Genomic DNA, 12884 nt, shown 5'->3' on the forward strand with positions numbered 1-12884 from the left:
ACTGTTTAAGTAATGTATATCTTAATAAGAGTACACACTAACTATTAATTTAGTTTTTGTCAGTAGTTATAGTTAATTAAGTATGACTCAATATAGTAGTCATAGTAATGGATATAATTATGATACCAATTATTGCTTTAGTAGGACACCCAAATGTAGGTAAATCTACTTTATTTAATCGATTAACGCATACCCGTGATGCTATAGTTGATAATTATTCAGGTATAACACGTGACAGAAAGTATGGTCATGCAAAATGGAAAAATTACGAATTTATAGTAATAGATACCGGTGGGATAGGTTCTAATAAAGACAAATTAGCTAGCAATATTAATCAGCAATCACTAGTAGCTATCGAAGAAGCCGATATCGTACTATTCATTGTAGATGCTCAAATAGGATTAATATCAGATGATCTAAGTATAGCTATGCATCTACGTAAAATAAAAAAAAATATATTTCTTGTTGCTAATAAGATAGATGGAATTGATGCTATCAAAGCTATAGTAGATTTTTCTTCACTAAATATGGGTAAAATTTTTCCTATTGCTGCATCATATGGACGTGGTATTAATATTTTACTCAAAGCAGCTATATTACCATTAATAAAAAAAAATATATTTAATATATCAAATAATATAAAATTAATAAATAAAAATAAAGATTATTCACAATTACTACCAATTAAGCTGGCTATTGTCGGTAGTCCTAATGTTGGGAAATCAACACTAACTAATCGTATTCTTGGCGAAGAACGTGTAGTAGTGTGTCATATGCCAGGTACTACACGTGATAGTATCTATATTCCTATGACTCGTGCAGAACTTGAATATATTATTATTGATACTGCTGGATTACGTAAGCGTAGTAAAGTTATAGATACTATAGAAAAATATTCTGTTATAAAAACTCTGCAAGCTATAGAATACGCTCACGTAGTCTTATTAGTTATAGATGCTAATAAAGGTATTACTGATCAAGACTTATCGCTACTAGGATTTATTATTAATAGTGGTAGATCGCTTGTTATTGCTATTAATAAATGGGATAGTCTTTCTTACGAAGAAAGAGATAATGTCAAAAAAATATTAGATCAACGCTTAGTTTTTATTGATTTTGCTAGAAAACATTTTATCTCTGCGCTGTATAATCATAACATTACTAATATTTTTACTTCAGTTAATGAAGCCTATCGCTGTTCAACTCAGCGAATTAGTACTGCAAAATTAACTAGAATTATGCGTTTAGCAGTAAATGAACATCCACCACCACTGGTACTTGGGCATAGGGTTAAACCTAAGTATGCTCACTATGGGGGATATAACCCGCCTATTGTGGTTATTCATGGTCATAAATTAAAACATTTGCCTAATTCATATGAACGCTATCTGATTAATTATTTTCGTCGTGCACTAAAAATTAGTGGGACACCTATTCGTATTAAGTTCCATGAGTAAGCTAAGATAATAATATAAGTAGTAAGTTATCTATTAGCTAGCGCACTGATAGTAATCAGTGAGCAACTACTTTATTAAGTTATGACTTAATAAAGTAGTATATATTTAGTTATAATATTTTACATAAAATGTACTACTCTATGAGTAGAGATGATCATTATTTATTTACCTATAAGAGATATTTTAATGGATAATATTAATCCTATTAAGACTAATGCCTGGAAATACTTACAACAACATTTTAATAGTATGAAAGAAGTAAAGATTAAAGATCTATTTGCACGAGATCCCCAACGTTTTGCTAATTTTTCAGCTATATTCGATAATACTATACTAGTAGATTACTCTAAAAACCGTATTACGACCAAAACATTAAATTTATTAATTGCCTTAGCTAAAGAATGTAATATACATAGTGCAATAGCTTCTATGTTTAGTGGAGAGAAAATTAATCGTACTGAAAATAGTGCAGTATTACACATTGCTTTACGTAATCGCAGTAATAACATCATTATGTTAGATGGTAAAGATGTTATGCTAGAAGTAAACGCTGTATTAGATAAAATGAAAAAATTTTGTTTTCAGGTAATTAGCGGGGAATGGAAAGGATATACTGGTAAACCTATTACTGATGTAGTGAATATTGGTATTGGTGGTTCTTATCTAGGTCCATATATGGTCACTGAAGCACTAAAATTTTATAAAAATCATATCAATATGCATTTTATATCTAATGTAGATGGTACAAATTTTGCCGAAACAGTAAAATATTTAGATCCAGCCACTACTTTATTTTTAGTAGCGTCAAAAAGTTTTCTTACTCAAGAAACTATGACTAATGCAAATAGTGCACGTAATTGGTTCTTAACTACTGCAGTTAATGAGCAGTATATTAAACAGCATTTTGTTGCTTTATCGGTAAACATTAATAATGTAAAAAAATTTGGTATCGATATTAATAATATATTTACATTATGGGATTGGGTAGGTGGACGTTATTCTTTATGGTCTGCCATAGGTTTATCCATTGCATTATCAATAGGGTTCAAAAATTTTGAGCAGCTGCTTAGTGGCGCGCATGCTATGGATAATCACTTTAGGAATACTAAGCTAGAAAATAATTTACCAGTAGTACTAGCTATGATAGGGATATGGTATAATAATTTTTTTTGTGCAGAAACAGAAGCCATATTGCCATATGATCAATATATGCATCGTTTTGCTGCTTATTTCCAGCAGGGTAATATGGAATCAAATGGAAAATCTGTAGATCGTAATGGTAATATGATAAACTATCAAACTGGCCCAATAATTTGGGGAGAACCTGGTACTAATGGCCAACATTCTTTTTATCAGTTACTTCACCAAGGGACTAAAATGATTCCCTGCGATTTTATTGCGCCAGCAATAAGTCATAATCCTATAGGAAATCATCACGCTAAATTACTAGCTCATTTTTTCGCACAGACTGAAGCGTTAGCTTTTGGTAAATCAAGTAATAAATTATTTGAAGAAGAATCTAGTGCTGCTGCAGTGAGTAATAATTTAGAACAAACAAATAATATTATGCCATTTAAGGTATTTGAAGGTAATAGACCAACTAACTCTATTTTATTAAAAGAAATTAATCCTTATAGTCTTGGAGCATTAATTGCTTTATATGAACATAAAATTTTTACGCAGGGTGCAATACTGAATATTTATACATTTGACCAATGGGGTGTAGAATTAGGCAAAGAATTTGCTAATATTATTTTAGCTGAATTATATCACAAGAATAAAGTTACATCTCATGATAGTTCTACTAATGGGTTAATTAACTGCTATAAATATTGGCAATCCAATATAAAATGATAAATTAGTAGTGCTATGATAAGCAGATAATTTATGGCAAACTAACTTACTAGTAGTAATAAGTTATGATTAATTATATTTTTAAATTTTTGGGCCAAAGTTATCTAATGATTGCCATCTAGATTTATTATTAGTTAGCTTATTAAAATTAATAATAAAAAGTTTAGCTAAATAAATAGCTTTTTTCTGCCATTCTGCCTGATTTAAATAGGTATTACGCGGATCAAGAATATAATTATCAATCCCAAATAGTCTAGTAGGCATAGCGAGATTAAATATAGGTAAGTTCATTACTGGCGCATCACTAATTTCTCTACTTAATATTGAATTAATAATTGTTCTTGTATCGTTAAGAGTAATTCTATTGCCGCTACCATTCCATCCAGTATTTACTAAGTAGGCGCAAGCGCCAGTAGAATACATTTTATTAGCTAATAATTCAGTATATACAGTAGGATGTAATAATAAAAAAGCTGCGCTAAAACAAGCAGAAAATGTTGGAATAGGATTTATTACACCAAGCTCAGTACCAGATAATTTTGCTGTAAAACCAGACAAAAAATAATACTGTGCTTGCTCTATATTTAAAATGGAAACAGGTGGTAAAACGCCGAAAGCATCAGCTGTTAAAAAAATTATTGTAGAAGCATGGCCAAAATTATATGATGGTAGAACTATGTGATTAACATGAGAAATTGGGTAAGATACTCTTGCATTATCAGTTTTACTATTATCTTGATAATCTACTGAACCATCAGTACGTACAACTACATTTTCTAGTAGTGCATTACGGCGAATAGCTTGGAAAATTGCTGGCTCTGATTTTGCATTTAGGTTAATAGTTTTAGCGTAACAGCCACCTTCTAAATTAAAAATCCCATCATCGTCCCAACCATGTTCATCATCGCCAATCAGATATCTATTAGGATCATGTGATAAAGTAGTTTTTCCTGTACCGGATAATCCGAAGAAAAGTGCTACATCTTGGTTTTGTATTCCTATATTAGCAGAACAATGCATTGATGCTATGCCTTTAAGTGGGAGGATATAGTTCATTACAGAGAATAATCCTTTTTTAATTTCCCCTCCATACCAAGTCCCACCAATGAGCTGCATACCTTCTGTCAAAGAAAAAGCAATAAAATTTTCTGAATACATATTTTGTTCGCGCCATTTATAGTTGGTACATTTAGCGCCATTGAGTACTATAAAGTCAGGTTCAAAAACATTTAGTTCTAATTCATTTGGACTAATAAACATATTTTTTACAAAATGTGCTTGCCAAGCAACTTCAGTAACAAAACGTACTCGTAATCTACTATTTTTCTTAGTACCGCAAAAAGCATCAATAATAAATAAACGCTTATTACTTAATTGCTGACTTACTAATATTTTTAGATGTTCCCATATATCCTGACTAATAGGGTGATTATCATTGATACCTTTATCTGACCACCAAATTTTATCACTTGTATTATTATCACGCACTATATACTTATCAAACGGGGATCTTCCAGTAAAAATTCCAGTATTTACAGCTATTGCGCCTGATGTAGTAACAGTACCACGCTCTAAACCAGTTAGAGTATTGTTTGTCTCTTCATAAAATAACTGCTCAAAACTAGGATTATAGATTAGTTCATAGCAGTTAGTTATTCCATAGTATTTTAACTGTTGGAAAATTATATTTTTACTTTTCATAAAATTATGGAAATGAAACAAAATTCAGTAATTATCATTATATAATTTTTATTATATCAAATTAAATTAATATTTATATGGTTATGTTATCTAACACTACCTAGAGTAATTTTATCTATAAATTATAGATTGCCTATAATATAGCTAAAATTTACTTTTTAATAATTTAATGTATAATTTATTCATAGCAGTCGTATATCTTATGAGTTAATTTAACTATACTAAACTTAGTAATTTATTATATTAATAATAAATTATAAAAACTGCTAATAATGAAATTTATTTTTTATCAACTTAATATCAGTGTAATTTATATTGAATTATAAATAATTATTATATTAGCTAAGTAAAATGTTTACATCTCAAACCTAGCCTAAAATAATCAATAGCTATATCAAAGTGAATACCTATTAAATATAAAATTACTAGGTAGGTAATAAATACATAGTGCTATTGCTAAACAATAATTAATTATATTACTATTATCCCAAGGCAATAAATAATGGCTAAACACTTATTTACATCTGAATCTGTTTCAGAAGGACATCCTGATAAAATAGCTGACCAGATTTCTGACGCTGTATTAGATGCTATCTTAGCACAAGATAGCAAAGCACGCGTTGCTTGTGAAACTTATGTGAAAACTGGGATGGTATTAGTTGGTGGTGAAATAACTACTAGTGCTTGGATTGATATCGAAGAACTAACCCGTAATACTATTAGGGAAATTGGTTATACTAATTCAGATATGGCATTCTATGCTAACTCCTGTGCAGTTTTTAGTTTGATTAGTAAACAATCCCCAGATATCAACCAGGGGGTTGATAGTATAGATCCACTAGAACAGGGTGCTGGCGATCAGGGACTAATGTTTGGGTACGCCACCAATGAAACAGATGTTTTAATGCCAGCGCCAATTATCTACGCTCATCGTCTTGTAGAACGTCAATCTAAAGTACGTAAAGAAGGCATACTACCTTGGTTACAGCCTGATGCTAAAAGTCAAGTTACCTTTGCTTATGATAAAGGTAAAGTAGTTGGTATCGATACAGTAGTACTTTCCACACAACACTTAGAAAATATTTCTTTAACAAATCTACAAGAAGCAGTAATGGAAGAAATAATAAAACCAGTACTACCAGCCGAGTGGATTTCTGCACAAACCAAATTTTTGATTAACCCAACTGGTCGTTTTGTTATTGGTGGTCCCATGGGGGATTGTGGTCTAACTGGTAGAAAAATTATAGTTGATACTTATGGTGGTATGGCACGGCACGGGGGAGGGGCCTTTTCCGGGAAAGATCCATCGAAAGTAGATCGTTCTGCAGCTTATGCAGCACGTTACGTAGCCAAAAATATTGTTGCTGCAGGACTAGCAGCAAAATGTGAAATTCAGGTATCTTACGCAATTGGAGTAGCAGAACCTACTTCTATTACTATTGAAACCTTTGGTACTGAAACGATACCTTCTGATAAATTAACAAATTTAGTTAATGAATTTTTTGATCTGCGTCCTTATAGCTTAATTACCATGCTTAACTTACTACAACCTATTTACAGAAAAACTGCAGTGTATGGTCACTTTGGTAGAGAGCATTTTACTTGGGAAAATACTGATAAAGCTATGCTATTACGTGATGCAGCAGGTGCTGCATAGTCATTATTATATTGTTAACTATAATAACATAACGTACAGCAGCATATATATATACTTTTTCAGTAACAAGTGGTTACTTATTATCTATAAAATATTTTTTATATTATATATATAAAATCTTGTTGTAGTAATTTCCGCTAATTAAATTACCAAATAGTGGTATTATAAATATATTTAATTTATCCTAATTTAGATAAGATAATAATTATCTTGAAAAGCTGATTATTTTATTATATGAAAATTTTTTTTTATAAGCATTATGCATACTTATTAAACAGCGCGTTCAGATATAAATAACCAAAAATTTAATAAAATTCTTCCAATCATTATTGGACCTAGCGTATAGAATATCTCTTATACTAATATACCTAGCTAGTAGCACTGAATTGTTGAAATAAAATAGTACAATTAATTTATTAAAATTAGTTAAAAACTTATCTTGGGACATAAAAACGTATAGCGTCATTAAATATCAGCAATGCTGCAGGTCAATATTGCAAAAAAATAATTAAATAAATAAAATTATTTAATATTTTTATTGATGTTTTTATAGCATAATTTATGCTAATTAATGTTAATATATAACAAAAAACACTGACAGTATTAAGTATTATTATTTTTATAAACATCAAAATAATAACATAATAACAAATTGATTGTTTTTTTTTTATTATTTATTTCATTATGCCTAAAAGTCACGTCAATGCTGAGATAAAATTAAATTATGAATTTAATTATATTTTATAGCGTAAGTAGTGCTCTACTAGGTGTATTGATTGGTTGGTTAATAGCTAGTATAATATATCAAAAACAACACTTAGAACATCAGGTTGAATGGGCTAGACTATTACAAACATTACAAATAACTCATAAACAACAGGCGCATGAGCTAAGTACTCGTCAACAGCTTGAGCAAAAATTGTGCCATAGTGAACGTTCTTTACAAGAATTATATAGCAAACTCGCTACCGCTGAAGAACGCCTAAGCTTTTTAGAACCTTTTCGCCAAGAATGTTCCAAACTAAGCCAGGAATTACGTGTTCAGCAAGAAAAAAATATTAGTCTAAATACTGAACTACTTGAAGTCACTCTTAGTTTAGAAAAAACTAAGTCAAGAGCAGAAGAAAAGCCGTATCTATTTGTAAATTCTTTTGAAAAAAACCGGCAAAGTATTGATCAGATTATGATTCCATTGAGAGAAGAATTAGATTCTTTCAGAAGACAAATGCAAGATAGCTTTAGTAATGAGGCTCGTGAACTTCATTCATTAACAAATGAAATTAGTAATTTACATAAACTTCATATAAATATGACTAAAGAAACTGTTAATCTAACTAAAGCTCTGAAAGGAGATAATAAGATACAGGGAAATTGGGGAGAAATAGTTCTTAGTAAGGTTCTAGAAGCTTCTGGTCTACGCGAAGGACACGAATTTCATACTCAGGTAAGTCTTCAGCATATTGATGAAAAAAGATTACAACCTGATGTAATAGTACGATTACCGCAAGATAAAGATGTAATTATTGATGCTAAAATGTCTTTAGTAGCCTATGAACGCTATTTCAATAGCGATAATGAAGTAGATCGTAAATCAGCACTTATTGATCATATTAATTCACTAAGAACTCATATGAAAAAACTAGGGAAAAAAGATTATCAAAGATTACTTGGTTTAAGATCACTAGATTATGTTTTAATGTTTATACCTGTTGAACCTGCATTTATTGTTGCTATTAATAAACATCCTGAGCTAATTAGCGAAGCTCTATCGCATAATATTATGCTAGTTAGTCCAACTACATTATTGGTAGCACTACGCACTATAACAAATTTATGGCGTTATGAGCATCAAAGTAGTAATGCACAGCATATTGCTGATCGTGCTACGCGACTATATGATAAATTTCGGTTATTTGTCGATGATATGAATACTATAGGGCAAAGTTTAGATAAAGCACAAGTTAGCTACCGGCTAGCTATAAAAAAATTAGCTTACGGACGTGGCAATATGATTAGTCAAGCTGAATTATTTCGTAAACTAGGAGTAGAAATTCAGCGCCCTATTTCACAAATACCAAATAGTATACTAGATAACCATCTTAATTTAACTACTGAAACAGATGATAGTGTATTATCAGATTAACTAACTAATAACTAATATAAGATAGTAGCTATCTATCTACCATTTTTATTTGACCGCATATATGTTACAATATACTAATAAGTTATTATAAGTTATTTCCTATAATCGAATTACTACTAATATGATAGACGAAAATAAGTATAATAAAACACATTTTGGTTTTCGTCTCGTATCTAAAAAACATAAAGAGTTAATGGTAGCAAATGTATTTAACTCTGTAGCCGCAAACTATGACCTTATGAATGACTTAATGTCTTTTGGTATTCACCGTCTCTGGAAAAGATTAACTATACAATTTAGCTGTGTACGGCGTAGACAAAAAGTATTAAATATAGCAGGTGGTACTGGTGATATGACAGATAAGTTTTCTCGCTTAGTAGGAGAAAATGGGATAGTTGTATTAGCTGATATAAATGATTCTATGCTAAAAATTGCAAGAGAAAAATTACGTAATAATGGTTATATTAACAATATAATCTATATACAAGCCAATGCTGAAGTATTGCCGTTCCCTAATGATATATTCGACCGCATCATTATATCTTTTGGATTACGTAATATTACTGATAAAGAGCAGGCCCTTCAATCTATGTACAGAGTACTAAAACCAGGTGGATGCCTAATAATACTAGAATTTTCTAGGCCACTATTTATACCTTTGAAAAAATTTTACGATTTCTATTCTTTTTATATTTTACCTAAAATAGGTAAGTTAGTCACTAACGATGAGAGTAGCTATCGATATTTAGTAGAATCTATTCGTATGCATCCTGACCAAGACACTTTAAAAGCTATGATGCTTAATTCTGGTTTCGAAAGCGCTGAATATTTTAATATTACTGGTGGTATTGTTGCACTACACCGGGGTTATAAATTTTAAAAAAAAATAACATGCTATTAATGACATTTATCATGTCTGTGTTAGAAATATTGCTTCAGCACTTACTGATATTTTTAAAAAATCAGAAAAATTTTGCTGATAAGTATATTAGTCTTAAAAGTAAAGTATTAAAAATTGAATTAGCTGAGTTTAATCAACCTATTATTTTAGTATTTAGTGAAAAAAATATAGATGTTCTTAATTATTGGCATGATTTAGTAGACTGCACAATTAATACTAATTTAAGTACATTGCTTACTTTATCAGATAGTAAATACCTAATGCAGTTAATTAAAGAAGGCGATGATGAAATTATCAAACAATTAATATCATTAATACAAATTATAGAATGGGATATAGCAGAAATTTTATCGTTGTTTTTAGGTGATATAGCAGCAGAATTTATTACAAGTATATTAAGACTTATTACATCTAATCTTACTAATCAATTAAATTTTTTAAGAGCAAGAATAATGATTGCTATTACTGATGAGTGGCACATAGCACCATCAATGCAAGAATTAGCTTCTTTTTATCAAGAAATTCATGAAGTTCATCTGGTAGCAGAACAATTATTAACTTATATTACCAAGCTAGAAAATAGGATTTAGCCTATGATTTTAGGAGACATCCAACGTTTTTATTTAATTATCAGAGTCATGCTTAACTATGGACTAGATGAGCTAATACCAGTAACAAGGTTCACTTTACCATTAAGGTTAGTATTAAAATTGATGTTCTGGATACCAAATCTTAATAAAGATTTAACAATTGGTGAACGACTACGCCTAGCTTTACAAGAATTAGGACCAGTATGGATTAAGTTAGGTCAAATGTTATCTACCCGTCGTGATTTATTTATGCAATCAATAGTAGATCAGCTAACTATGTTACAAGATAGGGTACAGCCATTTGATGGCGAATTAGCACGACAGCATATAGAACATTACATGGGACAACCTGTAGAACATTTTTTTTACCAATTTGAACAAGAGCCACTTGCTTCTGCATCTATCGCTCAAGTTCATACCGCGATATTAAAAAAAAATGGTAAAAATGTAGTAATAAAAGTAATTCGTCCAGATATTATGACAATAATTAAAGCAGATATGCGTTTGATGTCCAGATTAGCAATATGGTTAACGCGCTTACTACCAGCAAGTAGACGTTTTCGTCCTATTGAAGTTGTACTAGAGTACGAAAAAAAATTATTAGATGAACTAAATTTATTACGAGAAGCAGCTAATTCTATTCAGTTACGGCGTAACTTTGCTGATAGTCCAATGTTATATATTCCAGAAGTATATCCTGATTATTGTAGTGAAAAAATTATGGTAATGGAACGTATTTATGGTATCCCAGTTAATGACGTAGTTGCTTTAAAAAAGCAAGGTACTAATATGAAACTATTAGCAGAAAGAGGGGTACAAGTATTTTTTACACAAGTTTTTCGTGATAGTTTTTTTCACGGAGATATGCATCCTGGTAATATTTTTGTTAGTTATGAACATCCAGATAATCCAAAGTATATCGGTATTGACTGTGGTATTGTTGGTTCTTTGAATAAAAAAGATCAACGCTATTTAGCAGAAAATTTTATTGCTTTTTTTAACCGAGATTACCGTAAAGTTGCTGAATTACATATAGATTCAGGTTGGGTACCACCTGATACTAATGTGGAAGATTTTGAGTTTTCTCTACGTGTTGTTTGTGAGCTAATGTTCGAAAAACCATTATCAGAAATATCATTTGGTCACGTATTGCTTAATTTATTCAATACTGCAAAACGTTTTAATATGGAAGTACAGCCACAATTAGTACTTTTACAAAAAACTTTATTTTATATTGAAGGAGTTGGACGTCAACTTTATCCACAACTAGACTTATGGAAAACTGCTAAACCTTTTTTAGAAGACTGGATAAAAGATCAAATTGGTTTATATGCTTTATTCAGTGCTATTAAGTATAGAGCACCTTATTGGGCAGAGAAACTACCAGAATTACCTGAACTATTGTATGAAGGCGTTAAGAATCATAATATGTTAAAAAAAAGCTTAAACTTAATTGTATTTGAATTACGAGAACAGCGTATTAGACATAGTAAGGCTTATTTAATATTGAGCGCTATATTATTGTTTATTGGTATTTTTGTACTTTTATATGATCATTACGCAGAAGTAGTACCTATATTACTAGTTGTATCAGGAATAATAGGTTGTGTTTTAAGCTGGAAGCTCCTCCAATCATAGTAATGATGCATATTAATATTTTTATATTAAATTAATTTAATTATTGTAACAAACAAGTTAGTACTATTAATCATGCAATTTAATCAAAAATAAAAAAATGGCAGGTGGTGTTTCAGTTAATGCGTATACAGCAGCCTATTGGCTCACTATTATTATTATGGCCAACACTATGGGCACTATGGTTAGCAAGTAATGGTTTACCTAGTAAAAAGTATCTAATAATTTTTATTATCGGGGTCTTTTTGATGCGATCAGCTGGTTGTGTTATTAATGATTTTTTAGATCGTAATATAGATAGTTATGTAAAACGCACAAACGGCAGACCGCTACCTAGCGGTCTTATTAAAGAAATAGAAGTAAAAATTGTTTTCGTTGTATTAGTTATGATTTCCTTTGCTTTAGTATTAATATTGAATGCAATGACTATTGCATTATCTATAGTTGCACTTACATTAGCATGTATTTATCCATTAATGAAACGCTATATCAGTATCCCACAATTAGTACTTGCTACTGCATTTAGTTGGTCTATTCCAATGGTTTTCGCATCAGTATGTCATTGCTTACCTGCATGCTGTTGGCTGTTGTTTATGGCTAATCTAACATGGACTATAGCTTATGATACTCAATATGCTATGGTAGATAGAGATGATGATGTATGCATTGGTATAAAATCTACAGCTATTTTATTTGGTCGTTTAGATCGTATTATTATCGGAATATTACAAATAATTATGCTATTATTATTAGTAATAATTGGTTGGTTAATGGCGTTAGGATTTATTTTCTATACTACCCTACTTGGGGTAGTAATACTTTTCATATGGCAGCAAAAACTGATTTTTTTCCGTAATCGTAAGGCTTGTTTTAAAGCATTTTTGAATAATAATTACGTCGGTATGTTGATATTTATCGGAATTTTTCTAAGTTATTCATAGTTTTG

General features: G+C 30.4%; 9 protein-coding genes. 8 read left to right on the plus strand and 1 reads right to left on the minus strand.

The features are described 5' to 3' along the window. The first annotated feature begins 119 nt into the window (after positions 1-119). Together der and pgi are read left to right on the plus strand one after the other, a co-directional pair. The gene (der, locus tag AB162_RS00050) at positions 120-1457 is read left to right on the plus strand and encodes a ribosome biogenesis GTPase Der (RefSeq protein ID WP_053096409.1); all 1338 of its coding nucleotides are present in this window, start codon (positions 120-122) and stop codon (positions 1455-1457) included. A gap of 186 nt (positions 1458-1643) precedes the next feature. Then, entirely contained in the window at positions 1644-3311 is a 1668-nt protein-coding gene (gene pgi, locus AB162_RS00055) for a glucose-6-phosphate isomerase (protein WP_053096411.1), read from the plus strand. A gap of 81 nt (positions 3312-3392) precedes the next feature. Here pgi and pckA read toward each other — a convergent pair whose 3' ends face one another. Beyond that, positions 3393-5012 (minus strand): phosphoenolpyruvate carboxykinase (ATP), encoded by a 1620-nt coding sequence (pckA, locus tag AB162_RS00060; RefSeq protein ID WP_053096413.1) that lies wholly within the window; start codon positions 5010-5012, stop codon positions 3393-3395. A gap of 502 nt (positions 5013-5514) precedes the next feature. Here pckA and metK point away from each other — a divergent pair. The 6 genes from metK to ubiA all read left to right on the plus strand — a co-directional run bounded on the left by metK (position 5515) and on the right by ubiA (position 12879). Further along, entirely contained in the window at positions 5515-6669 is a 1155-nt protein-coding gene (gene metK / locus AB162_RS00065; protein WP_053096414.1) for a methionine adenosyltransferase, read from the plus strand. 724 nt (positions 6670-7393) lie between these two features. Beyond that, complete coding sequence (rmuC, locus tag AB162_RS00070) at positions 7394-8812, plus strand: DNA recombination protein RmuC (protein WP_053096416.1); 1419 nt, start codon at positions 7394-7396, stop codon at positions 8810-8812. Between the two features lie 121 nt (positions 8813-8933). After that, on the plus strand, positions 8934-9692 hold the full coding sequence (ubiE, locus tag AB162_RS00075; RefSeq protein ID WP_053096418.1) for a bifunctional demethylmenaquinone methyltransferase/2-methoxy-6-polyprenyl-1,4-benzoquinol methylase UbiE: 759 nt from the start codon (positions 8934-8936) through the stop codon (positions 9690-9692). 32 nt (positions 9693-9724) lie between these two features. Then, on the plus strand, positions 9725-10303 hold the full coding sequence (locus tag AB162_RS00080) for a ubiquinone biosynthesis accessory factor UbiJ (RefSeq protein WP_260080572.1): 579 nt from the start codon (positions 9725-9727) through the stop codon (positions 10301-10303). Between the two features lie 3 nt (positions 10304-10306). Continuing rightward, positions 10307-11941 (plus strand): ubiquinone biosynthesis regulatory protein kinase UbiB, encoded by a 1635-nt coding sequence (ubiB, locus tag AB162_RS00085; protein WP_053096421.1) that lies wholly within the window; start codon positions 10307-10309, stop codon positions 11939-11941. An 89-nt stretch (positions 11942-12030) separates the two neighbouring features. Then, positions 12031-12879 (plus strand): 4-hydroxybenzoate octaprenyltransferase, encoded by an 849-nt coding sequence (ubiA, locus tag AB162_RS00090; RefSeq protein ID WP_420021816.1) that lies wholly within the window; start codon positions 12031-12033, stop codon positions 12877-12879. Positions 12880-12884: the final 5 nt, after the last annotated feature.

The organism is Candidatus Palibaumannia cicadellinicola, assembly GCF_001269425.1.
Classification (GTDB): domain Bacteria; phylum Pseudomonadota; class Gammaproteobacteria; order Enterobacterales; family Enterobacteriaceae; genus Baumannia; species Baumannia cicadellinicola_A.

Excerpts from the sequence above, each read along its gene's own strand:
- pckA (WP_053096413.1), bottom strand. The coding sequence starts at position 5,012 with ATGAAAAGTAAAAATATAATTTTCCAACAGTTAAAATACTATGGAATA.
- ubiE (WP_053096418.1), top strand. The coding sequence starts at position 8,934 with ATGATAGACGAAAATAAGTATAATAAAACACATTTTGGTTTTCGTCTC.
- der (WP_053096409.1), top strand. The coding sequence starts at position 120 with ATGATACCAATTATTGCTTTAGTAGGACACCCAAATGTAGGTAAATCT.
- AB162_RS00080 (WP_260080572.1), top strand. The coding sequence starts at position 9,725 with ATGTCTGTGTTAGAAATATTGCTTCAGCACTTACTGATATTTTTAAAA.
- rmuC (WP_053096416.1), top strand. The coding sequence starts at position 7,394 with ATGAATTTAATTATATTTTATAGCGTAAGTAGTGCTCTACTAGGTGTA.
- pgi (WP_053096411.1), top strand. The coding sequence starts at position 1,644 with ATGGATAATATTAATCCTATTAAGACTAATGCCTGGAAATACTTACAA.
- ubiB (WP_053096421.1), top strand. The coding sequence starts at position 10,307 with ATGATTTTAGGAGACATCCAACGTTTTTATTTAATTATCAGAGTCATG.
- metK (WP_053096414.1), top strand. The coding sequence starts at position 5,515 with ATGGCTAAACACTTATTTACATCTGAATCTGTTTCAGAAGGACATCCT.